This window comes from Halanaerobium kushneri (genome assembly GCF_900156285.1).
In the GTDB taxonomy this organism is placed as follows: domain Bacteria; phylum Bacillota; class Halanaerobiia; order Halanaerobiales; family Halanaerobiaceae; genus Halanaerobium; species Halanaerobium kushneri.
Genome location: NZ_FTNC01000009.1, coordinates 19,247 through 43,134, shown reverse-complemented (window position 1 = coordinate 43,134; position 23,888 = coordinate 19,247). Strand labels below are relative to the sequence as shown.

Below are 23,888 nucleotides of genomic sequence, written 5' to 3'. Positions count from 1 at the left end.
CAAGATAATCAATTAGATACAGTAATTGCTATCAATAAGCAAAAAACCCGTTCTGATGTAATTTAACCAGAACGGGTTTTTAAAGTTATTAATTTAAATAAAACACTTAATTTAAACTATTAATTTTTTGGTCTAGCTTTATACTTAGTGTGCAGCAGATGATGTGATTCTCCTCCTAAAGGTTCCCCTAAAAATTCCTCATATAACTTTAATATTTGAGGATTCTCATGAGATTTCCTTATTTTACTGCTGTCATCAATATTAGCAAGTCCCTGAGCTCTTTTATCTTTCTTTTCATTTGTTGCAGGTCGAGGTTGACCTCCACCACCAACACAACCATGAGGACAGGCCATTATTTCAATAAAATCTAATTCACACTCTCCAGCTCTAACTCTTTCCAGTAGTTTTTGAGCATTGGCAAAGCCATTTGCAATTCCAACTTTAACCAGGCGGTCTCCGATTCTTACTTCTGCCTGATTTATCCCTCTAAAACCTAAGTTTAATCTTTCTAGAGGCTCACCTGTTAATTTTTCTTTTACTGTTCTAACTGCAGCCTCAGTTACACCACCAGTTGTACCAAAAATAGTTCCAGCACCTGTTGATTCACCCATTAATTCATCAAAATCTTCTTCTGGTAATGAATTAAAATTAATTCCCATCTCTTTAATCATCCGGGCAAATTCTCGAGTAGTTAAAACTGCATCTGTATCTTTAAAGTCTGAACCATTAATTTCTTCTCTATCTTTTTCAAACTTTTTAGCAGTACAGGGCATAACTGCTACAGTATAAATTGTTGCTGGATCAACTCCGGTCTGCTCAGGATAGTAAGTTTTACTTAGAGCAGAGAACATCTGCATTGGTGATTTAGCAGATGATAAATGTTTTAAAAGATCAGGGAAGTTATGTTCAGCTCCTTTAACCCACCCCGGACAGCAGGAAGTAATATGAGGTAATTCTCCTTCTCCATTAAGTTTCTTTAAGAATTCATTTCCTTCTTCTAAAATAGTTAAATCAGCTGCAAAATCTGTTGAAAATACCTGATCAAAACCAAGCCTTCTCAAGGCAGCCACCATCTGACCTGTTACAACTGTTCCCGGCTCCATACCAAATTCTTCACCTAAAGTAGCCTGAACTGATGGCGCAGTCTGAACTAAAACATGTTTTTCATCATCTTCTAATGCTGCCCATACTTTATCAATTTCACTCAGTTCAGTAATTGCTCCTACTGGACAAACAGTTGCACACTGACCACAATTAACACAGTTAATTTCTGCCTGAGGCAGATCAAAAGCCGTAGTTACTATGGAATCAAAACCACGCTGAGTAAACTGTAAGGCTGACACCCCCTGAACTTCTTCACAAATACGAACACAGCGACCACAGAGAATACATTTATTTGGATCTCTTTTTAAAGCCGGCCCGGTTGTATCCAGTTCGTATTCACTTTTTTCTCCAGCAAATCTTGCCACATCTTCAGATCTAATTCCCAGTTCATAAGTTAGATCCTGTAATTCGCAGTGACCATTACGATCACAACCCAGGCAATCATTAGGATGATTTGCAAGTAATAACTCTACATTTTTACGTCTTGCCTTTCTGGCCTTCATACTGCGGGTATTAATCTTCATTCCCTCTGTAACCGGGGTAGCACAGGACGCTAATAAACGGCCACTTTCCTCATCTTCTACTACACAAACCCGACAGGCACCGTGCAAACTTAAATCAGGATGATAACACAGTACAGGTATATCAATCCCAATCTCTTTGGCAGCTTCTAAAAGTGAACTATCTTCTTCAACTTCAACAGTTTGACTATCTATTGTTAACTTTACTTTGCTCATTAATTTTCCTCCTATTATAAGAGATTATCCCTGTGAAATTGCGTCTACAGGACATTCTGGCTCACAGGCTCCACAGGCTATACAAACTTCAGGATCTATAGTAAATGGATTCTTAATTTCCCCACTAATTGCATCTACAGGACAAACTTTAGCGCATTTTCCACAGCCTATACAGGCTTCCTCATCAATTACATAGGCACTGGCTAATTCCGTACATACTCCTGCAGGACAGTCACTATCATGAATATGTGCTTCATACTCATCCCGGAAATATCTAATTGTACTTAAAACAGGATTGGGAGCAGACTGACCAAGACCACATAAAGAGGTGCTCTTAATATGTTCTCCTAATTCTAATAATAATTCAATATCTCCATCTTTACCCTCACCGTCAGTGATTCTGTTTAAAATTTCTAACATTCTTTTTGTACCCTCACGACAGGGAGTACATTTACCACAGGATTCACTCTGAGTAAAGTTTAAGAAAAATCTTGCTACATCCACCATACAGGAGTCCTCATCCATAACTACCATTCCGCCAGAGCCCATCATGGTTCCAGCATCCAAAAGTGAATCATAATCAATTGGTAAATCTAAATAATCTTCAGGCAGACATCCACCAGACGGTCCACCGGTCTGTACGGCTTTGAATTTTTTGCCATTACCAAGCCCACCGCCAATTTCGAAAATAACCTCTCTTAAAGTAGTCCCCATTGGAACTTCCACTAAACCTGTATTATTAATCTTTCCAGTTAAAGCAAATACTTTTGTTCCAGAACTACCTTCTGTACCAATTGCAGAAAAGTTTTCTGCACCCTCATTAATAATATAGGGAATATTTGCATAGGTTTCTACATTATTGATATTAGTTGGTTTACCCCATAAACCTCTTACTGCTGGATAAGGTGGTCTGGGAGTAGGCATTCCTCTTTTACCTTCAATTGAATTCATTAGAGCAGTTTCTTCTCCACAAACAAAGGCTCCAGCACCTTTTTTAATATGAAGTTTAAAATCAAATCCACTGCTAAAAATATCTTCTCCTAATAACCCATATTCTTCGGCATCCTCAATAGCTTTTTCCAGCCTCTTAATTGCCAGTGGATATTCAGCTCGAACGTAAACATATCCCTCATCAGCGCCAATTGCATAGGCACCAACCAGCATACCTTCTATAATTCTGTGAGGATCTCCTTCTAAAATACTGCGGTCCATAAAGGCACCTGGATCTCCTTCATCAGCATTACAGATAACATACTTTTTATCACTCTCAGAATTTTTGGCAAACTGCCATTTTAAACCTGTTGGAAATCCACCACCACCACGGCCACGAAGACCAGAATCTTTGATAGTATCAACAACTTCCTGAGGCTCCATTTCTGTTAAAACTTTACCTGCTGCTTCATATCCTCCCAGAGCAATATATTCATTAATATCTTCCGGATCAATCTTACCACAATTGGCAAGTGCAATTCGCTGCTGCTTTTTATAAAAATCTATATCCTGATAGGAAGGAATTTGCTCTTCGGTCATTGGCTCTTTAAAAAGCAGTCTTTCTACTGTTCTTCCTTTTAATAAATGTTCTTCTACTATTTCTTCCACATCTTCTGCCTGAACCTCACAGTAAAACACACCTTCAGGATAAACTATCATTATTGGCCCTTTTTCACAAAATCCATGACAACCAGTTTCTACAATTTTTATTTCTCCACTTAAATCATTTGCAGCTAATTCTTCTTCTAACGATTCTTTCAAAGTTTTAGCTCCAGATGATACACATCCTGTTCCTGTACAAATTAAAACATGGGAACGATAAATAGAATCCTTCATTTACAAGTGCCTCCTTATTATTCTGATTTGTGTCTGGCGATTACCAAATCACTAACTATATTGCCATTGACTACATGTTCTGTAATAATTTTTTGCACATCAGCTTCACTTAAATTACCATAAGTAATTCTCTCTTTACCAGGAAGCTTAACATCAATTAAAGGCTCTTTTTCACACATTCCAATACAGCCGGTCTGAGTTACTCTAACATCAAGATCACGTTTTTCAACTTCTGCCAGCACAGCCTTTAAAATGTCTCTGGCACCTGCTGCAATACCACAGGTTCCCATACCAACTATAATTTCAGCTCTTGTTCCCTGATCACGCTTTTTCATTTCTTTTTGAACTTTATTTCTCAACTCTTTTAACTCAGCTAAAGATTTCATTAAAAAGCTTCACCTCCGCGAATTTCTGCTAAATTTTCTCCAATATATTCTCTAATCCAGGCAATTATCTGCCGGGACTGAATTGAAAGATCTTCCAATTCAGCTTTAATTTCTCTGCTGTCAAATTTAAAACTATTTTCGTTATAACAATGCTGATAAACAAGATCTACCTGGTCACCACTTGCAGCAATAAAATTACTAATTGTCGTTGTTATATCTCCCAGTGGCGCTCGATCTATATGATCATACTTAAACTCAGCTATTACCAGAGTTCCCTCATTAATTTCAGATTCAATATTAAAGTCACCCGCACAGCTTTCTGCTGCTGATTTAAATAAAGAAAGTCCAAGTCCAACATTTCTTGTAGTTCGAGAAGTGATAAAAGGATCAGTAATCTTTTCTATTTTTTCTGGGGCAATTCCATTACCATTATCTTCGATCACTATCCTAAGTAGATTGGAATCTTTTTTTTCTTCAATCTTTATTTTAATTAAATCAGCTTCTGCTCTTCGGGAATTTTCTATAATATCTAAAATATGAAGAGATAGTTCCCTCATTTTACTGGTACTTTGCCAGAATTTCGGGAACCTTTTCGGGAGTCAAACGACCATGAGTATCATCATTAATCATTATAACCGGTGCCAGACCACAGGCACCAATACAGGCTACAGACTCAAGTGTAAATTCTAAGTCATCTGTAGTTTCTCCGGCATCTATGCCCAGTTCATCCCTTATTGCTTTCAGGATACCATCTCCACCTCTAACGTGACAAGCTGTACCCATACAAACTCGGATTATATTATTACCTCGAGGTTCCTGGTGGAACTGACTGTAAAAGGTTACAACACCATAAACCTGACTTAAAGAAAGATTTAAACCCAGTGCAATTTCCTTCATTACCTCTTCCGGTAAGTATCCATATTCTTCCTGAGCTTCCTGTAAAACTGGAATTAAATATCTTTCTTTTTTTTCATAACGCGACAAAATTTCTTTTACTGGCTCTAAATATTCAGCTAATTTCTCTTCTGTCATTTCTGCCATCAATAATTACCTCCTTGATAAATTAAGTTTTAATTAATTCAATTTTACGACCATCTTTTTTTTGTAAAGTTTTTTTGAATTCAACAAATGAAAATTCCTTAAGCACCAGCTGCTGGTAAGCTTTAATTTCCTTAAGATAATGACTGTCAGAATTCTGCATAAACTGCAGATTTTTTATAAAAGGAAATTTATTCAAAAAAAATTCTGGATTAGTATTTTTGGATATTTCTACAGTACTCAACTCAAGTGTAGGTGGGATAAATCCAAGCTGAGAAACAATACTATTTTTTCGATCCAGATGAGAAGGTACAACAAGACCTCCCAACTCACAAACCATATTTAGACATTTTCCCAGATTCAAATCAACTGCAGCTGCAAGTAATCTGTTTACCTTACTCTGAAATTGATCATTATAATCACATTTTATTTGAGGTCCAAAAAAGTCCTCATCATTTGCCTGATTAGGTAGACTATCATAGACAATCTGCTGCCACTCAAAAAGTTTCATAAGATCTGGAAAATAACAAAGAATGTGAATTTCTTCTTTTGTCTCAACCTCCATTGCAGGAATGAAATTCAAATTATGATTTTCACAATGATACTTAAATACTTCTACATTTTCGGCACTATTATGGTCTGTTAAAGCCACAACTTCAATTCCTTCTGATTTTGCTTTTTTAACTATCTCCAGTGGAGTCATTAATAAATCTCCACAGGGTGAAAGTACAGAATGAAGATGAAGATCAGCTTTTAATCTCTGCATTTAAATATTACTTTCGTAAAAACTGCAGGCCAGATCATAACTTTTTTTCCCTGTTTTTAAAAGATTAACTCCCTTTTGACAGGCTTTTTGTATTGCATTTTCTTCATAATCGAAATCCTCCACCAGTATAACTGCTGATAGCTCAACCAGAAGAGCTACTGCCACCACATTCTGATGTCCCTGCACTGTCAGCCAGAGATTTCCTTTTTCTGCACGAGCCATTACATTACTCAATAAATCACCAATATAAGCTCCATCAATTTCTTTTTGTAAGTCCGGGCCAGCAATTACTTCCAAATCAAATTGATCTACAAGTTCTTTAACTGTCATCTGATTCCTCCTTTTGAGATGCCATAACAGGCGGAAGTTCGTGTGCCAGAATCGAAAGATCATCTGCAAGTTTACCAAGCTGTTTCCGCAGCATAAAAATACAATCTGCTCTGCTGGCACGACCATTAACTACATCTTCCGCAAAAGTCTTACAATCTGGAGCTCCACAGGCTGCACAATCTAAGCCAGGCAAAATATCAATTTCTTTCTGCAGCTGTTCAAGCTTCTGCATAGCCTTTTTAAAATCACTGTCCAGTTTGGAAACATTATCAGCAGTAATACTTTCGGAAAGTGCAAAATTATAAAACTGATCATCATCTTTCTCAAAGTCTAAATTATGTGCTTGAGTAATTTCCCTGATTTTTTTAATTCTTTCTTCCAAATTAAACTGAGCCTGAAATGGATTAATTACATTTAAAACTCCACCAATACATCCATTTGTGCAGGAAGTAAGTTCAAAATACCTAATTGCATCAGGTATATTATTTCTTTCAATTTCATTTAACAATTTTTTTGCCTCTTTAATCCCGGAAACACTCAGAGTATTAAGTTCCTGCCAGGATTTCAAAATACCCTCTTCTCCACCCTCACTACCCCAGATTGTCGCCAGAGTGATTACTCTTCCTGCTTCTGTTTTCAGTTCAATATCTGCAAGAGATTCATAAATCTTTTGATAAATATTTTCTACCCCAATTGCTCCACTTAAAAAACTTTCTTTCTGTCCGATAGCTCTGTTAACAGTCGTTAATTTTGCCGGACAGGGTGTTAAAAAGAAAATATCTGGATTAATATTTTTTTCTTCTTTAAACTTTCTCTTAATTCTTTCAGCAATTAATTCTACTGGAGATTTTAAAGGAATTAGCATTTCAATTAAATCAGGAAATTGAAGTTTAATCAATCTGACTATTACTGGACAGGAGGTTGATATATAACTTCCCTGATTATTATTTAGAAAATCAAGTGTTTTACGAGATAAGGCAGCTGCTGCCTCAGCAACATCAAAAACTGCTCGAAAACCTAAATTTTGTATGGCTTTTTTAATTTTTTGAGAAGATATTTCGGCCGAAAACTGACTATAGAAACTTGGTGGTATTAATAATACAGGATAATCCGAAGTCTTTACAATTTTTTCGAGCTGATCTGTTTTAGTATATTTAGCATGGTATTCGCAGGCTCTGATACACTCTGCACAATCAATACATAAATCTTCTTTAATCCAGGCTTTCCCCTGATGAACACGGATTGCTTTGGTAGGGCAGCCTTTAACACAATTAGTACAACCCTCACATTTTTCTTCTTTTAAGAGTACAGAATGCTTTCTGGTCATTATTAACCCCCTGCTGCGATTAGTTAATGCTAATTAGCTAAATTAATTATTACTTTCACATGTGTTCCAGCATCTTTTGACGATTTAACATCAATCTGATCTGCATATCGTTTAACATTAACAAGTCCCATTCCAGCTCCAAAACCCATCTCCCGAATTTCATCACTAGCTGTAGAAAAACCTGCTGTAAAAGCTTTATCAAGATCTTCAATTCCCGGGCCACTGTCATCAACCCTTATTTCAAGCTCATCTTCAGAAATCAAAGCTGTAATTTCCCCCCCAAGAGAATGGATTACAACATTCATTTCCAGTTCATAAGTAATTATTGCTGTTTTACGAACTATTTTTGATGGAACTCCCAGTTTGCGTAGAATATTTTTTAAATCACTGGAAGCTTCTCCTCCACTCTGAAAATCAAAACTATCAATTTCTTTATTCAATATCTGTTGTTTTTGCAAAGACAAAATCAACTCCCAACAAATTATTTGAAGGTTTCTATATAATTCATCTCTTCCGGTCCAATCCCATTTTTATACAAAAGACCACAGGCTTCAAATAAAGGCTTGTCTGTGGAATATAAAAATATATTTAACTGATTGGCTAAAGAAATAGTTTCTATCTGTGGCTCTTTGCCTCTAACAAAAATAATCACCTGAATCCCAATCATTTCAGCAGTGCGAACAACCTGAGGATTAGTCAAGCCAGTAAGCAAAAGAGTTTTTTCATTTGAAAAAGCCAGTACATCACTCATCAAATCTGCACCACAGGCATTTTTAACTTCTAACTCATCTTTTTCATCAGAAGCTTCAAAGATAGTTTCTGTATTAAGAAGAGACTTGACAGTTTTTAGTTTCATTTTTAACCTCCATAGTTAAATAATATCTCATTATTGCCATTTTTGCAATTTGTAAAATATTCCCACAAATGACTTATAGTGATAAAATTCACTTTAATCAATAAAAAATTACTCATCAAAAGTATATGATATTTTTTTCACACTGTCAAGAAGAAAAAACTTATCCAGGATAAGAATAATTTATAATTCAATTAAACCTAGACTTATTTCTATAGACTGGTTAACATCTTCTATTACATCCTCTCCTAAATGAGCTATATGTCTCTGCAGACGTTTTTTATCTAAAGTTCTTATCTGCTCCAGGAGAATTACCGAATCTTTATCTAGATTTGTATAATCAGCTGGAATCTCGACATGAGTTGGTAACTTAGCCTTATTAATCCGAGAAGTAATTGCAGCAACAATAACTGTTGGACTGTATTTATTACCTATATCATTTTGAATGATTAATACAGGCCGAACTCCCCCCTGCTCAGAACCAACAACTGGATTTAAGTTTGCGTAAAAAACATCACCCCTTTTTACTTTCAATTTTTTCACACTCCACCAGTCTCTGTTCATAGCATAAATATGAATAACACTCACTTGATAATCCTTCATCAGCTAACTGCTGATTAAGACCGGCCATTTTTTTATACCCATCCCGAAGATGATTGCGAACCTCTTCTTTTTTTAATTCTTTTAAATAAAACTTAACCGCCTGATTTAAAAAGCTATTTCGCTGCTGGTTATTAATTTTACAATAACGCTCAATTTCTTCTACCAGATAGACTGGAAGTTCAATATTTAGCTTTCTGCTCTCGGACAACTGACCCACCTCCACTGTTTTTAAGCTGTCTCTATTATATCATTCGGAAAATAATTATCAATCAAAGGGCTTAATTTTTAATGAAAATTAAGAAAAAAAGATGAGACTAATTAGCCCCATCCTTAAGTAGAGAAACATTTCGAATAAGATCATCATTTACTGCAGCCATTTTTTCATAGCCCTTTACCATCTCTCTGGCAATTTCTTCTTTTTCTGTCTTACTAAAATTTCTTTTGCGGCGCAGCCTCTCCACTGTTTAACCACCTCATTATAAAATGATTTTAAAACACTTTAGATAATGTAATTATACCTCAAAAATCAAATTCTGTCAATCAAAAAATCAGTCCGGATTACTGATATAACTGGATCGAGTTTAAATTTTATAGACCTGTAAAGCTATCCATTTATTTATAAATTATGGATATAAGCTATCAGGTCTATAAATCAGTAGTTAAAGCTTATAATAAAGTCCACTTTTTTTGATATATTTAAGGAGTTTTGCATATGCATCATACTCACAAATAGTACTGCTGTCACCAATAAATATCATTTTTCTTTTGGCCCGAGTTAGGGCAACATTCAGGCGGCGTAGATCTCTTAAAAAACCTATATTATTTTCCTGATTGCTTCGAACAGCAGAAAAAACTATCATTTCTTTTTCTCTACCCTGAAATGCATCTACTGTATCAATCTCAACATTTTTAAAACTATTATGCTGATTGATTAAATCAACCTGATCTTTATAAGCAGCAATCACTGCTATATCCGTTTCCGAAAGAGAAGATTTAAGGGCACGATCAAGTATATCAAGTACAATTTCTGATTCAACAGGATTATCATAAGAATTTGAGCCCTCAAATGATCTCTCATTTGCTTTCATTTCTTTAGTATCTAAAAAAACCATTGGATACTCTGTCTTAAGAGATTTTTCTGTAAAACACTGATCTTCATCAATTTTAACACCCAGATCGCTTAATTTTCGTCCGGCTACAGAATCAGCAGCTTTTAAACTATTATTATAAAAATAAATACTTGAAAAACCCATAATTTCTCTGTTCATCCGGTACTGAGTTTCCAGCATAGAACTCAGTTGGTCCGGATAAATTTCAATCAGTTTTTCAAAAAGAGAAACACTCAAGCCCTTTCTGACAGCTTCCTGATTTACTACTGTAGGAGGCAGCTGTTTATGATCACCAATTAAAATTGTTTTCTCAGCTTTTAAATAAGGAATTAATGCTGCTGGCTGTGTAGCCTGAGTAGCTTCATCAATTACACTTAAATCAAAATCTCTATTTTCAAGCAGTTCAGAACCCGCTGTAATGTTGGTAGTACAAATAACATCAGCCTGATCCAGCAGTTCTTCTACAGCTTTATTTTCAAGCTGTTCTATTTGTCTAAAATAGCTATCGATTTTTTCCTGTAGTTCCAGCCAGTTTGCCATTTCACCTATAACTTCTGGACTAATTCCTCTAACATGATGTTCTAAATCCTTTTCCGCATAATTTTTTATCTCCTGGTCAGATAAGCCTCTTCGATATTTACCACCTGGATAAATATAAGATTCCTGTCGATTGATTAAATCTGAAACCTCATCTCGCAATTTTTCGGCTTCGAGATAGTCAGGATGTTCCATAACTACTTCATCAAGAGTATGCTCTCTTAATTTTTTATTAACTCTGATTGGATGTCCGATTCTAATTACATTAAGCTCTTTTTCAGCCAGTAGCTCAAGTAGATTATCAACTGCTGTATTAGATTCTGCAGCAGCCAGCACTTTATTACCATAATCAACTGCTCTGGCAATTAACTCAACTGCTGTTACTGTTTTCCCGGTTCCCGGTGGTCCCTGAATTAAATATATATCTTCTGCTGCAAGAGCATTCTCGACCGCAGCTTTTTGCGACTGATTGAGATGTTCCAGCTCTAACTCTACTTTAGCAGCAGACTCCGCCTTTTTTCTTTCAAGTAAAATATCTCTTTTTTTCTCCTGCAGCTGATTCTCTGGATTTTTAATCTTATCAAGAGCAGTAAACATTCTCTGAAAAGTTGTATCATTAACAAACAAATCAAGCCTTACCCCTTTATTATAGATAAATTCAGGAGGATGACTCTCGAAAGCAACTGTGATTGAATAAGAAGTTTTTTCTACCACTGTTCCAGTTGGGTTATCAGGATGCAGAGGTTTGTCCAAACTAATCATTACTAGATCACCGGGAGTAATTTGAGTTTCTGCCAGTTTTTCACCTTTATATTTAGAAGTGAATTTAACCAGAGGCCGATGACCAAAAGTGGTTCCATTATCTTTTCCATGCAGTTCTAATAAAGCACGTCCCTTAGCCTGCCGCTCTCTTGCTGATAAATATTTTATTTCCAGCTTATGTCTATCTATCTCTTCCTGTCTTTCTAAATCAACTAATTCGTGAAACCGATTATAATAATTTATTATCTCCTTATCAATCAAATCATCTGGGTTTTTAGCACTTACCTGAACTTTAACTCCCCCAATTTGATTGTTGTCCATTGCTCTAATAATTTGAGGTGCTGATTCCCAATTAACCTCTACTTCAGCCTGTTTTTTATTTTTATCTATATTAATCTTACCTATATCATCACTTGCAGTCCCGGCTTCATTGATAAAAGCACCAACAATATCTCCGGGGCCAATTCTCTTATCTATTTCCGAAATTACCAAAGTTACCATAACTACACCTCCAGGTTTATCTTTTTTTATTTTCTGGATCTTTAAAAACTCTGGTTCCTACTGTGTTTTTTTGTCCCTGATATTTACCGCGATAAGGATTATCAGCTTCATTATCCATTGAGGCAAATACAAGCTGACAGATTCTGCGGTCTGATTCCAGTTTAATTGGTAGACGATTTGCATTATAAAGTTCCAGAGTTATCTGACCTTCAAAACCGGGGTCAACCCAACCCGCATTTTGAATAAAAAGACCCATTCTACCAATTGAGCTTCTGCCTTCAACAAAGGCTGTCAAATTATCAGGTAATTTGATGTATTCTTTTGTTGTGGCCAGTAAAAAAGAATGTGGGGGGATAATAATTTCTGAACCCCGCACTTCTTCGTAATTAACCTGATCATTTAATGTCATCAGTGGTAAAGAATTCTCATCTACTTTTAAAAAGTCATCTCCCAGCCTCATATCGACTGAAGCTGGTTGGATTTGCATTTCATCAATAGGATCTATAATTAATTCTTGTTTGCCTAACATTTTTTTTATTGTTTTGTCTGATAATATCATTTTCTACTCCTCTACAATATTTTATTTTAAAAACAAATACTAAACATATTTTTAAAAAACTTTTATTCTAAGCTCTGCCAGACCTGTGGCAGATTATCAATAATATCCGAAGCAATTAAAGCATAATTACTAGTTTTAGCTGCTGCAATTTCTCCAGCTCTACCGTGCAGATAAACAGCCAGTGCTGCAGCTTCAAAGCAGCTCATTTTCTGTGCTTTGAGAGCAGAAACTATACCTGTTAAAACATCACCACTGCCTGCTGTAGCCATGCCATTACAGCCACTCGTATTAATATAAGCTCTACCATCAGGAGCAGCCGTTATTGTTGCAGCTCCTTTTAAAATTAGGTTAACTCCATGCTCTTCTGCGAAATCTCGGGCAACCTCTATTCTATTATTATTGATCTCCTCAATACTAATCCCTGTCAATGCAGACATTTCACCAGGGTGAGGAGTTAAAATAAGTTCCCCTTTATATTTTTTTAACAGTTCTAGATTTTTAATTGCATTAATTGCATCGGCATCCAGAATCAGAGGCAGTTCTAATTCTTTTAAAATTTTTTCCATTAAATCAGATATTTCAGAACTTCTTCCCAGTCCCGGACCAGCAGCAAGCAAATCTACTTTTTTTGAAAATTGAAGAATTTGAGGAAATGAGTTAGCACTAACCATTCCCTTTTTTGAAACAAGTGGAATTCCAACAACCTCTTCTAACTGAACTGAAGTCTGGGCTTCAATTTCTTCTGCAGTTAAAAGGTAGACTAAGCCTGAACCACTTCTCAGGGCTGCCTTTGTACTTAAAAGTGGAGCTCCGGTCATCCCTCTAGAACCCGCGAGAACAGCCACTTTTCCGAAACTACCCTTATGCCCGTTATTTATTCGATCAGGTTTTAATCTAACTGCTTCCTGCTGCTTAAAAGCTTTAAGAGAGTCACTATTTTTTTCAATAGTTTCCGGCTGAATTCCAATACTAACTACCTTAATCTGACCACAATAATCTCTTCCGGGATATAATAGCAGTCCTCTCTTGTAGGCAGCCATTGTTACAGTATAATCAGCATTTAAAGCTTCACCAGCTATTCTTCCATTTTCACCTATCACACCTGATGGTATATCCACAGCAAGGGTTAATGGTTTTGACTGTCGTTTCTGATTAATTAGATTAATTATATTCTTAATATTACCTCTTAGTTCCCCTTTAATTCCAGTTCCCAGAAGTGCATCAATAATCAAATCACTATTTTCTATTTTACTTAAAAATTGAGCCTCTTTTAAATCACTAAAATGATAATATTTAACCTGGTTTAAACTGGCCAGTTCATAATTTTTGCTGTTAACTCCCTTTAATTTTTCAGCTTCTGTACTGAAAATAATTTCTGGCTGATAGCCCCAATTTTTTAATATTCTTGCAGCAGCCAGTCCATCACCACCATTATTACCTTTACCTACTAAAAAAGTTAACTTAAGTTCTGCTTTAGCTTTAAATTCAAATTCTTTTTTTAAAATTTCAACTGCTATTCTGGCAACTCCATAAGCAGCTGCTTCCATCAATAAGATTTCCGGATAACCTGAATCAATAGTTTCACGGTCACATTTTGCCATCATCTGGGGAGTTAAAACTTCCATTTAATCTGCTCCTTCCATAATAACCTGAGCAACACTGAAGTCTTTTTCGTGCGAAATAGAAATAAAGATTGAGCTTACATTAAGTTCCTTAGCTCTGAATTTTGTAGAGCCGGATAATTTGACTTCAGGTTTTCCTAATTCATCATTCAAAACTTCAATGTCCTGCCAGCTATTTTTTCTCATTCCTGTTCCCAGCGCTTTTAAAACTGCTTCTTTGGCAGCAAAACGTGCTGCAAAAGATGCTGCTGAATTAATTTTCTGCTGACAGTATTCAATTTCAGCCTCAGTATATATTTTTTTTAAAAATCGATCTTCATATTTTTCTATTAAGCTTTTAATTCGCTTATTTTTTACTATATCAATACCGGTTCCTAAAATCATATATTTCCTTTCTTCAAACCAAATTATTCTTAATCATTGTACTTTAATTATATTAAAATTATGCGCTAAATGCAAAAAACCGGACCTATTTATAGGCCCGGTTTGATGTCTGTTTTTGTCATATTATAATATAAACTTCAAAAAATAATCTTTTATTCTACAGTAACACTTTTTGCCAGATTTCGTGGCTGATCAATATCTTCCCCACAATTTAGAGCAGTATAATAGGCAAGCAATTGGAGTGGAATGATCGCCAGCAAACCAGCAAAATCCTTATTCAATAATGGCAGTTCGATTAAATGATCAACACTATCAGCTTCAAACTCCTGATCCTCTTCAGTAATTAAGAGGGTTTCAGCTCCGCGGGCTTTAACTTCCTTTAAATTACTAAACAGTTTTGGGAAAATATCAGCTCTACTGCCCAGAGCAACAACCGGTACATCATCTTCTATTAGAGCCAGTGTTCCATGTTTTAATTCACCAGCTGGATAGGCCTCTGCATGAATGTAAGAGATTTCCTTTAATTTTAAAGCTCCCTCAAGGGCAAGTGTATAATCTGTGTTACGTCCAATAAAAAAGATATTTTCTTTTTGAGCATATTTATCAGCAATCTGCTTAATTTTTTCTTTTGACTGTTCACTCAACTGTCTGATCATCTCAGGTAATTTAATCAAATCAGAAGTATATTTCTTTTCCGTTTCTTCTGCAATCTCCTGACGCTGCCTCATTCCATCAATTAGTAGAATATAAAAGGCTGCTACCATGTTTGTATAAGCCTTTGTAGAAGCAACTGCTATTTCTGGCCCGGCTTTTAAATAAATTACCATATCTGATTCCCGGGCAATGCTGCTGTCACGAGAATTAGTTAGAGCAAGCACCCTTGCCCCTTCTTTTTTTGCTAATCTTAAAGCTGCCAGGGTGTCAGCAGTTTCTCCTGACTGGCTAACTACAATCATTAAAGTCCGGTCATTAATGATTGGATTACGATAACGATACTCACTTGCCACTTCAACTTCAACCGGAATTCGAAGTTTATCCTCAAGTAAATACTTGGCCAGTGCTCCCGAGTGATAGGCAGTTCCACAGGCTACAACATGAATTTTGTCATAATTATTCAGCCAATCGGATTCCAGGCCGCTTTTAGTTAAATCAATTTTTCCATCTTTTAAATTATCTTCCAGCAACCTTTTTAATGATTCAGGCTGTTCATGAATTTCTTTGAGCATAAAATGTTCATATCCCTGTTTCTCAGCCATCTCTGCATCCCAGTCAATTTTAGTCTTATTTTTATCAGTAATTACCTCACCGTTAAAAGAGTAAATACTGACCTTATCTTTTCTAATATCAGCAATTTCTCCGTCTTCCAGAATATAAAAATCATCTGTATGTTCAAGATAAGCGGGAATATCGGAAGCCAGAAAGTTTTCATTTTCGCCCAAACCAACAATTAAAGGACTATCTTTTCGCACAGCAATAATTCTATCTTTTTCTGTATAGGACATCACTGCCAGGGCAAAAGAACCCTCCAGCTTTTTAACTGCTTTAATCACAGCTTCCTTTAAATTGGTCTGCTCATAGTAGCTGGCAATCAAATGGGCAGCTACTTCTGTATCGGTCTCAGATTTAAATTGATGGCCTTTTTGGAGTAATTCTTCTTTTAACTCCCTAAAATTCTCAATAATTCCATTATGCACAATTACAATCTTCGAAAAAGAATCTGTATGAGGATGTGAATTTAAATCAGATGGTTTACCATGGGTAGCCCATCTGGTATGGCCGATTCCGGTTCCCCCAGTAAAAATTTCTTTTTCTGCACTTGATCTTAATTTATCTAATTTACCTTCTTTTTTAACAATTTTAACAGCTTCTTGTTCCTGAACAGCAATCCCAGCTGAATCATAACCTCTATATTCAAGCTTTTTCAGTCCAGAAAGCAGTATCGGAGCTGCCTTTTTTTCACCAATATAACCAACAATTCCGCACATATATTATCTTAACCTCCGTTTGTTTTTTTAATATTTAATTGTCAGCTGCTATTTATCCCCTTTGTCTCAGCAATTACCCGCTGATTTTAAGAAATAAAATTTAGGCAGAACAGCCACTGCCTGAAGGCATCCGCCGAAATTTCGATAACCTTCTTCCTCGTCCACCTGATTAAAATCCCGTTGCAATCAGGTTCTGGCGCTTTTCTCTCTCAACTTTTAAATCACCCCCCTTATTACTTTTAGCAATTTGGCAAATAAAATTGCACAAATACCAATAAAGACAAATTTAATTCTATTATAAATTACTATAAATAGCAAATTTTTAATTCAATTCTTCTCTAATTAACTCTTTTAGCCTGAACTCCCACTTATTTAAAAGCTCCTCTTCTTTACCTTCCAACATTACTCGAATCAGCGGTTCGGTTCCAGAAGCACGAACAAAAACTCGACCTGAGCTTCCTATTTCATTTTTGGCTGCTTTAATTTCTGCAGTAATTTTGGAATTCTGTTCCCAGCCTTCTTTCTGATTTACTTCCACATTTGCCAGCAGCTGTGGCCAGTAGCTCATCACTTCTTTTAACTCAGAAAGTGACTTTTCTTTTTTCTTAATAATAGAAGCAATTTTAACTGCAGTTAAAATTCCATCACCTGTTGTATTATATTCACTAAAAATAATATGACCTGATTTTTCGCCACCAAGTTTATAGTCATTTTTCAGCATTTCTGCCAGCACGTAACGGTCTCCATTTTTGGTTATTACCAGTTCAGCTCCAACTTCAGCCAGACTCTCTTTTAAGCCCAGATTGCTGTACTTAGTGGTTACTACAGTCTTTTTATTCAATTTATTTTCGGTTATCATGTCCCTGGCAGCAACAGCCATAATATTGTCTCCTTCTACAATTTCTCCGTTTTCATCAATTAAAATTACTCGATCTGCATCACCATCATGAGCTATCCCCAGATCTGCTCCTGTCTCAATCACCTTTTCTGCTGCCAGTCCAGGAGCAGTGGAACCACAGTTAACATTAATTTCTTCGCCATTAGGATGATTATTAATTACAACAACTTCCGCACCTAGTTCCTCAAATACTGCAGGAGAGGCCTGATAAGCAGCTCCATTTGCACAGTCAATTACTACTTTTAAACCATTTAATTTTTGATCTGAGCTTTCAATTACAAAACTAATATATTCATCAATCCAGCTGTATTTTTCTTCCACAAGACCAATTTCTTTATCAATTGGATATGGTAATTCTTCTGAATGATCATTAAAAATTAATTCTTCAATCTCCAGTTCGGCCTGATCACTTAATTTGATCCCTTCTCCATCAAAAAATTTAATTCCATTGTCTGCTGTTGGATTATGAGAGGCTGAAATCATAATTCCACCTGCTACTTCTTTAGTCCTGCTTAAATAACAAACCCCGGGTGTTGGAATTATTCCTAATCTATAAACATCAATCCCAACTGAAGTCAAACCTGCCATTAATGCTGCCTCCAGCATATCACCAGACAGCCTTGTATCTTTACCGATTACCACCACCGGTTTTTCCTGCTCAGAATTTCTGCTTAAATAATAACCTCCAATTCTTCCCAGTTTAAAAGCAAGTTCCCCTTTTAATTCATGATTGGCCACCCCACGTACACCATCAGTACCAAATAACTTTTTTTCCAAAATACCCACCTCAGTTTAAATATTATCAAATAAATTTACAAACCAAAATATTGGACTAATCTTTTACTCTTCTTTCTTACTGACTTTAACCAGTATATAACCCGGATCTACTCCGAGCAATCTGGCGGAACTTGGTAATTCAATTTCAACTATTTTCATATTATCTCCCGGGTCAACATTGCGTAAATCAACATAGGCTCTAATATCTGATCTGTTAATTTTAGAAAAATAAGAAACATAATCAACTCTAACTACTGCTCTTTCCACTGACATTGACTCCAGTTGATAATTTTCCGGTAAGTTCCTGACTTCAATATCCAGCAAAAAGGAAGCTGCCTGCTCTTCTCCATAATTAAAAACATTAGCCGTTTGATTATTAGCATAACCCCAGAGTAAAACTGCTATAAAAAACGCAAGAATTAATTTTTTTTGATTTTCAGTTAGAGAAAACATTTATAGATGCCTCCTCATAAAAGATTTTTCTTTAGATTTTTCAAAACTGTGAGCCAGAGTTTCTCTCAGTTCAGCTGTATCTAAATGACGGCTTAGCTGGCCATCTTCTGCAACTGAAATCACACCGGTCTCTTCGGAAACTACTATTGCAAGAGCATCAGATTCCTCTGTAATGCCAATCGCTGCTCGATGTCTTGTTCCCAAACGCGGATTAATGTCAGAACGAGTGGAAAGATTTAAAAAACAGCTTGCTGCCTGAACTGTACCATTTTCAATTATTACAGCTCCATCATGTAGAGGTGATTGATGTTGAAAAATACTGAATAATAACTGTTTACTAATTCTGGAGTCGAGTTCTATTCCTGTTTCTATATAATTTTTCAGGCCAACTCGACGTGAAATAACAATTAAAGCTCCTGTTTTTTGCTCTGACATTTCGGCTGTAGCCATTACAATTTCATTAATTTCTTTTGGCCCCCAGTTCTGCCAGAACTGTTCCTTAAGAAACCCTCCACGCCCAATTTGCTCCAGAGCTCTCCTTAATTCAGGCTGGAAAACTATTGGCAGTGCTACCATGATAATAGTCAAAAAGCTGTCTAAAAACCAATTAACAGTATTCAGCTCCAGGAGCTGAGCAAATAAAGCAACTAAAAAAATTAAGCCCAGTCCTTTAATTAACTGCACCGCTCTTGTGCCCGAGATAATATTAAGTAAATAGTAAATAATAAAAGCAATTATAAAGATGTCTAATAAACTAGTTATAACTTTCCAGGACAATTTTATCACCTCTTACTTTAAATATTCGGCAAAAGACAGCCCAAACCCTGCATATTTTTTAAAACAACACAAAAAATTAATATTTTAAAGGAATCATCAATTTTTAATAGAATTAGTAGAGAGGAGGTGATATTTTTGAAAAATAACATCTTTTCCGATCAGCGTCTTAACTACAAAGATTTTTTGATAGTTATTGCTGCCTGGTATTTAATAACCCTGAGCAGTTACTTTATTATCGAAAAAGATTTTACTTCTTTAATTTATATTAATGAAATTTTAGCTTTTGCTATTAATATCCTTTCTCATATTGTCTTTTTATTTATAATCTATAGTTATTTTAATCTGCTTTATGACTTCAGTTTTACTGACCTTGGTTTTAAATTTAGCGGAAAAAAAATTAATTTTAAATCCCTATTTATTGTCCTTATGCTTTTAACAGCTGGAGTAATTTTAATTAATCTTAGTTACAATCCTGAAGTTAAAGGAAGTTTTTTTCCTCTTCAGTTAAAAGGAGATATTTTAAAAGTTATCTATAGTGATTTACCTCTCTTAATTTTAGTTTTTATTATCCTTCTGTTTACGGCCAGTGTTGAACAATTTTTATTTAATAAAGTAATATTTTCATTATTTAATCTTTATCTACCTAGTTTTTTTGCCGTAATTTTTAGTGGTCTGTTTGCTTCAGTTCTGTTTTTAGAATTTAATCCGGGTTTTATCATGATTATTTTTCTTTCGGTAATCATAAGCAACTATCTTTATATTACAAGTGACTATAATTTATTTACTCCAATTGTTTTTTACAGCTATTTTTTAACACTTTACATAGTTTTTATTTATGGTTTCGATTTTGTGATTATTTAAATTAATTTTCTCAATAACGCAAAAGGCCGGCCAGCGGCCGACCTTTTTAATTCCATATTTAACTTACACTTACTCCCACAGCTTAAAGATTTTATTTACCTGATCAATCTTTGCTGCAATTTTTTCGTCATTATGGTTATGATATAAGTCTCCACTACACTTTTCACAATAGAGTGCACCAGACCAGTTCTGACTTCCACATACATCACATTTTACATTTTTGTTTCTCATTATTAAGCCCTCCTTATTAGTCTTATAGTATTATATGAGCTTAACTAGAGTATAGCAGCACTAATAATTGCTGTCAAGCTAATTTATAAAAAAACAAAATTTAAAATTATTTGATAATTATCATTTGCTTTAGTACGTTTTTATTAGCAGCAAAAAATTTAGAAAGTTACCAATTTATAGTCAATCAGCAGCGAAATTTCCATAATTAAAATTCACCATATAATTCTGTACCACATTCAGGACATTTATTATTTTCAAGCATATTTTTTACCTGATAAGCTTTTCTCTTAATTAACTTCTCTCCACATTTATTACAGTAAGTATCAGCAGTATTTTCTATAATTGCATTTCCTAAATAAACATGGTCCAGATGCTTTTTGGCTAAATGATAGGCTTTTTTCATTATTTCTAAATCTGTAGGAGGTTTATTTAATTTATAAGCTGGATGATACCTGCTCAAATGAAGAGGTATTTGTCTATTAATTTGAGCCAGCCATTTAAAAAGTTCTTCTATCTCGCTCAGATTATCATTTAATTCAGTAATAATTAGATTTGTTATTTCCAGATGTACTTCGTGAGCAAGTATTTCAATTGTTCTTTTTACCGGCTCTAATGACCCACCACACTCTTTTTGATAAAAATTCTGATTAAATGCTTTTAAATCAATATTTGCTGCATCTAAGAATGGAATAAGCTTTTCTAAAGGTTTTTGATTAATAAAACCATTACTAACCAGAATATTTTTCAAACCCTTCTCAGACGCAATTTTAGCTGTCTCAAGCATATATTCATAAAAAACTGTAGGTTCTGAATAGGTATAGGCAATTAAACCAATATCTTTTTTAAGAGCAGTTTCAACAATCTCGTCAGGTTTAAATTCTCTCAATTCCGGTTTCTGCTGACTAATCTGCCAGTTCTGACAGAAGGTACAGCTCATGTTACAGCCCCAGCTGCCAAGAGAAAGCACTCTTTTTTGCGGATGAAAATGATAAAGTGGTTTCTTTTCGACAGGATCAATCCCCAGAGAAGATACCTGGCCATAATTTAATGAATATAATTTTCCCTTAATATTTTTTCTAACCTGACATATTCCAGTTTTATTACTGGAAATCCGACAATTATGAGGACAGAGATCACATTTAACAATTCCTTTATCCGTCCGCTGATAAAACTGTGCCGGGTAAAGTTCAGTCATTTTCATCAAACCTGCTTACAGTAAAACGGTAAATCTCTACCTCAGCATCTTCCCTTAATCCAGCCTTTCTTTTGGCAATATTCAGCTGTTTCTCAGCTGTTTTAATCCCTTCTAAATCAGGTAATAAAAGACCTGTTTGATGACCACCTTTAACCAATATACCATATTTTTTAGGATCAAGTTCAGACTTATCTCTCACTCTTTCCGGCTCAGATAAAATATCTACAGAAATTGAAATCTCATTTAACTCCTCTTTTTTTACTTCTGGAAAACGAGGATCATTTTCAGCAGCTGTCATAGCATTACTGATAATTTCATAAGCTGCATTTTTCTGTACAGGTCTAAAAGTTCCCATACAGCCCCTTAACTTACCATTTTTCTTTAATGTTACAAATACTCCTGCTTCTTTTTTTAAAATTTCTGGCAGCTCAGTTTCTTCAAATTCCGTTTCTTTACCTGAAACAATGTATTCTTCAACTGCTCTTCTGGCTAAATCAGTAATAAACTTAGCTTCTTTCATCATAATCACTCCTCACTACTAATTAAAAATAATTTATATTGATTCTGCTTTGATAAAAATAGTTCCATAACCGACACCAAAAGGTCCTTCGTAGGAATTAACTTTAAGCTCAACCTCCAAATTATTAAGTGCTCCCAACATAGTTACAATTGGCCGCAAACCACATTCTCCAGCTTTTTCAACCAGCTTTTGATCAAAATTTAAGATAGAATCAAAATCCTTTGCTTTAAAATATTCAATCAGTTTCTCATCAAAAATGTGTGCTTCAGAATTATAGCCGGCAGGAGCTCCTTTCTTTAAACGATGTGATAGATCACCACTGGCAATGACAGCAATTTTATAATCCAGCTCAGCTGCCGTTCTTGCGATTTCCTTACCTATTTTATAAAGTTCCTGATAGGAGATAAAGCCAATAGATATTGGAAGTAAAGGTTTTTTAATCCCTGATTTTTCTAAATAATTTAAAGGTACCATAATCCCATGATCCAGTTCCTGATCAATTCCATAATTCACTAAGTCATCTTTTCTAAGTGCCTGTAATGCCAGATTTTTTTCTCCGGTATTTGCCAACAATTTTTCAGCAAAATTAGTGTCAGATTTTTCTTTAAATTTAAGCTTTGAAAAACCAAAATCTCCAAAGTCACCTTCAAGCTGATCCTTAATTATTAAGGAAGCTGTGGAACGAAAAACTGGCCCATGGGGAGTAATAAAAACAATTAAATCAAGTTCATTTTTAAATTCTGCTATTTCTGCAGCCGTCTTTTTAAAACCCTGAACAGTCTTCTCTGCCTTTTTTAACTCCCTCCCGCCAATTTCTTCGATCACAATCGGTGGATGGGGCAACAGAGCAGCACATTTAACTCCCATAAATTTCACCTCCGGTTTATAAGCATTCAACAAATACAGTTAAAGTTTAATGTTCTTTTGAAAAATTAAACTTTAGAACTAATTTCTCTATAATATATTATACAACAAATCAACTGATAAAAAAACACCTAAGACCCGAAGGCATGTTTTTTTACTTTTTTATAATCTATTTAAATATTTTATTTTAAAACTGAGCATCAAAATGAGTGACTAAAAAATTATTTTATTATAACTTGATGAATAAAAGAGCTTAGGGCAGCCGAAGAGCACGGACGCTCTGAGCTGAGCTAGAAACAGGAGGTTTCTTTGCTCAGACAGCTGTACTAAGTTCTTTTATGAGTCTTAGTTATTGTAATAATTTTTTCTGGATTGATATTTTGATGCTCAGTTTTAAAATAATTAACTAAAAGTAAGATTATAAAAAAGAAAAAAGCAGAGCCTGAGCTCTGCCTGTAATAAAATGAAAATAAATATTATCTTTTTGAGAACTGTGGACTTTTTCTCGCTTTTTTGCGACCATATTTCTTTCTCTCAACCATACGGGAGTCTCTAGTTAAGTAACCAGCTTTCTTAAGTGGTCCACGATAATCTTTGTCAACTTCAAGCAGTGCTCTAGCAATACCATGACGAACTGCTCCAGCCTGTCCTGAAAGTCCTCCACCTTTTACATTAACTAAGACATCAAAAGTTCCATCGGTATTAGTTAATTCTAAAGGTGACATAATATCTTTAATTAAAGATTTTCTATTAAAATAGTTATCAATTTCTTTGTCATTTACTAAAAACTTTCCATCTCCAGGCAGCAGGCGTACACGAGCTGTAGAAGTTTTTCTACGACCTGTACCTCTATATTGTACTTCAGAAGCCATCTATTAAATT

General features: G+C 35.1%; 27 protein-coding genes. 1 reads left to right on the top strand and 26 read right to left on the bottom strand.

Annotation, left to right across the window (positions count from 1 at the left end; translation table 11 throughout):
• Window positions 1-119: 119 nt before the first annotated feature.
• The 21 genes from BW929_RS07635 to cdaA form a co-directional block, all read right to left on the bottom strand.
• Entirely contained in the window at window positions 120-1,841 is a 1,722-nt protein-coding gene (locus tag BW929_RS07635; RefSeq protein WP_076544780.1) for an NADH-dependent [FeFe] hydrogenase, group A6, read from the bottom strand.
• Between the two features lie 24 nt (window positions 1,842-1,865).
• Complete coding sequence (gene nuoF / locus BW929_RS07630; protein WP_076544779.1) at window positions 1,866-3,668, bottom strand: NADH-quinone oxidoreductase subunit NuoF; 1,803 nt, start codon at window positions 3,666-3,668, stop codon at window positions 1,866-1,868.
• 17 nt (window positions 3,669-3,685) lie between these two features.
• Window positions 3,686-4,054, bottom strand: a complete 369-nt coding sequence (locus BW929_RS07625; protein ID WP_076544778.1) for a (2Fe-2S) ferredoxin domain-containing protein — start codon at window positions 4,052-4,054, stop codon at window positions 3,686-3,688.
• A complete protein-coding gene (locus BW929_RS07620; protein WP_076544777.1) occupies window positions 4,054-4,611 on the bottom strand; it encodes an ATP-binding protein in 558 nt (185 codons plus the stop codon). The genes BW929_RS07625 and BW929_RS07620 overlap by 1 nt, the downstream gene beginning before the upstream one ends.
• 1 nt (window position 4,612) lies before the next feature.
• On the bottom strand, window positions 4,613-5,095 hold the full coding sequence (gene nuoE, locus BW929_RS07615) for an NADH-quinone oxidoreductase subunit NuoE (RefSeq protein WP_076544776.1): 483 nt from the start codon (window positions 5,093-5,095) through the stop codon (window positions 4,613-4,615).
• Between the two features lie 22 nt (window positions 5,096-5,117).
• Window positions 5,118-5,858, bottom strand: coding sequence for a PHP domain-containing protein (locus BW929_RS07610; protein WP_076544775.1), 741 nt, complete (start codon window positions 5,856-5,858; stop codon window positions 5,118-5,120).
• Window positions 5,859-6,188 carry a serine kinase gene (locus BW929_RS07605; protein ID WP_076544774.1) on the bottom strand — a complete coding sequence of 110 codons (330 nt, stop codon included), beginning with the start codon at window positions 6,186-6,188 and terminating at the stop codon, window positions 5,859-5,861. It lies immediately after the preceding gene.
• Window positions 6,178-7,515, bottom strand: coding sequence for a [Fe-Fe] hydrogenase large subunit C-terminal domain-containing protein (locus BW929_RS07600; protein ID WP_076544773.1), 1,338 nt, complete (start codon window positions 7,513-7,515; stop codon window positions 6,178-6,180). The genes BW929_RS07605 and BW929_RS07600 overlap by 11 nt, the downstream gene beginning before the upstream one ends.
• Window positions 7,516-7,544: 29 nt before the next feature.
• Window positions 7,545-7,973, bottom strand: coding sequence for an ATP-binding protein (locus BW929_RS07595; RefSeq protein WP_234978075.1), 429 nt, complete (start codon window positions 7,971-7,973; stop codon window positions 7,545-7,547).
• Window positions 7,974-7,996: 23 nt separating this feature from the next.
• The gene (locus BW929_RS07590; RefSeq protein WP_076544772.1) at window positions 7,997-8,371 is read right to left on the bottom strand and encodes a hypothetical protein; all 375 of its coding nucleotides are present in this window, start codon (window positions 8,369-8,371) and stop codon (window positions 7,997-7,999) included.
• A 180-nt stretch (window positions 8,372-8,551) separates the two neighbouring features.
• Complete coding sequence (locus BW929_RS07585; RefSeq protein ID WP_076544771.1) at window positions 8,552-8,902, bottom strand: type II toxin-antitoxin system PemK/MazF family toxin; 351 nt, start codon at window positions 8,900-8,902, stop codon at window positions 8,552-8,554.
• On the bottom strand, window positions 8,883-9,188 hold the full coding sequence (locus BW929_RS07580) for a type II toxin-antitoxin system HicB family antitoxin (protein ID WP_233493831.1): 306 nt from the start codon (window positions 9,186-9,188) through the stop codon (window positions 8,883-8,885). The genes BW929_RS07585 and BW929_RS07580 overlap by 20 nt, the downstream gene beginning before the upstream one ends.
• Before the next feature lie 97 nt (window positions 9,189-9,285).
• Window positions 9,286-9,432 (bottom strand): hypothetical protein, encoded by a 147-nt coding sequence (locus BW929_RS15355; protein WP_199505810.1) that lies wholly within the window; start codon window positions 9,430-9,432, stop codon window positions 9,286-9,288.
• 198 nt (window positions 9,433-9,630) lie between these two features.
• Entirely contained in the window at window positions 9,631-11,880 is a 2,250-nt protein-coding gene (locus BW929_RS07575; protein WP_076544769.1) for an IGHMBP2 family helicase, read from the bottom strand.
• Between the two features lie 16 nt (window positions 11,881-11,896).
• Window positions 11,897-12,439 (bottom strand): dCTP deaminase, encoded by a 543-nt coding sequence (gene dcd / locus BW929_RS07570; RefSeq protein WP_076544768.1) that lies wholly within the window; start codon window positions 12,437-12,439, stop codon window positions 11,897-11,899.
• A 62-nt stretch (window positions 12,440-12,501) separates the two neighbouring features.
• Window positions 12,502-14,064, bottom strand: a complete 1,563-nt coding sequence (locus BW929_RS07565) for a bifunctional ADP-dependent NAD(P)H-hydrate dehydratase/NAD(P)H-hydrate epimerase (RefSeq protein WP_076544767.1) — start codon at window positions 14,062-14,064, stop codon at window positions 12,502-12,504.
• Complete coding sequence (gene acpS / locus BW929_RS07560) at window positions 14,065-14,445, bottom strand: holo-ACP synthase (protein ID WP_076544766.1); 381 nt, start codon at window positions 14,443-14,445, stop codon at window positions 14,065-14,067.
• Window positions 14,446-14,597: 152 nt separating this feature from the next.
• Window positions 14,598-16,430: a glutamine--fructose-6-phosphate transaminase (isomerizing) gene (glmS, locus tag BW929_RS07555; RefSeq protein WP_076544765.1), complete on the bottom strand. Its 1,833-nt coding sequence runs from the start codon at window positions 16,428-16,430 to the stop codon at window positions 14,598-14,600.
• Window positions 16,431-16,752: 322 nt separating this feature from the next.
• Window positions 16,753-18,105, bottom strand: coding sequence for a phosphoglucosamine mutase (gene glmM, locus BW929_RS07550; protein WP_076544764.1), 1,353 nt, complete (start codon window positions 18,103-18,105; stop codon window positions 16,753-16,755).
• Window positions 18,106-18,168: 63 nt separating this feature from the next.
• Window positions 18,169-18,558 (bottom strand): YbbR-like domain-containing protein, encoded by a 390-nt coding sequence (locus BW929_RS07545; protein WP_076544763.1) that lies wholly within the window; start codon window positions 18,556-18,558, stop codon window positions 18,169-18,171.
• On the bottom strand, window positions 18,559-19,335 hold the full coding sequence (gene cdaA / locus BW929_RS07540; protein ID WP_076544762.1) for a diadenylate cyclase CdaA: 777 nt from the start codon (window positions 19,333-19,335) through the stop codon (window positions 18,559-18,561).
• 135 nt (window positions 19,336-19,470) lie between these two features.
• Here cdaA and BW929_RS07535 point away from each other — a divergent pair, with 135 nt between their 5' ends.
• On the top strand, window positions 19,471-20,196 hold the full coding sequence (locus tag BW929_RS07535) for a hypothetical protein (protein ID WP_076544761.1): 726 nt from the start codon (window positions 19,471-19,473) through the stop codon (window positions 20,194-20,196).
• A 69-nt stretch (window positions 20,197-20,265) separates the two neighbouring features.
• Here the strand turns inward: BW929_RS07535 and BW929_RS15350 are convergent, their stop codons facing one another.
• From BW929_RS15350 to rpsI, 5 genes are all read right to left on the bottom strand, one after another.
• On the bottom strand, window positions 20,266-20,427 hold the full coding sequence (locus tag BW929_RS15350) for a hypothetical protein (protein ID WP_199505809.1): 162 nt from the start codon (window positions 20,425-20,427) through the stop codon (window positions 20,266-20,268).
• A 205-nt stretch (window positions 20,428-20,632) separates the two neighbouring features.
• On the bottom strand, window positions 20,633-21,622 hold the full coding sequence (amrS, locus tag BW929_RS07530) for an AmmeMemoRadiSam system radical SAM enzyme (protein ID WP_076544852.1): 990 nt from the start codon (window positions 21,620-21,622) through the stop codon (window positions 20,633-20,635).
• Window positions 21,615-22,142 (bottom strand): AmmeMemoRadiSam system protein A, encoded by a 528-nt coding sequence (gene amrA / locus BW929_RS07525; protein ID WP_114489960.1) that lies wholly within the window; start codon window positions 22,140-22,142, stop codon window positions 21,615-21,617. The genes amrS and amrA overlap by 8 nt, the downstream gene beginning before the upstream one ends.
• Window positions 22,143-22,175: 33 nt before the next feature.
• Window positions 22,176-23,009, bottom strand: coding sequence for an AmmeMemoRadiSam system protein B (gene amrB, locus BW929_RS07520; protein ID WP_076544759.1), 834 nt, complete (start codon window positions 23,007-23,009; stop codon window positions 22,176-22,178).
• Between the two features lie 473 nt (window positions 23,010-23,482).
• Window positions 23,483-23,878 carry a 30S ribosomal protein S9 gene (gene rpsI / locus BW929_RS07515; RefSeq protein WP_076544758.1) on the bottom strand — a complete coding sequence of 132 codons (396 nt, stop codon included), beginning with the start codon at window positions 23,876-23,878 and terminating at the stop codon, window positions 23,483-23,485.
• Window positions 23,879-23,888 lie beyond the last annotated feature (10 nt).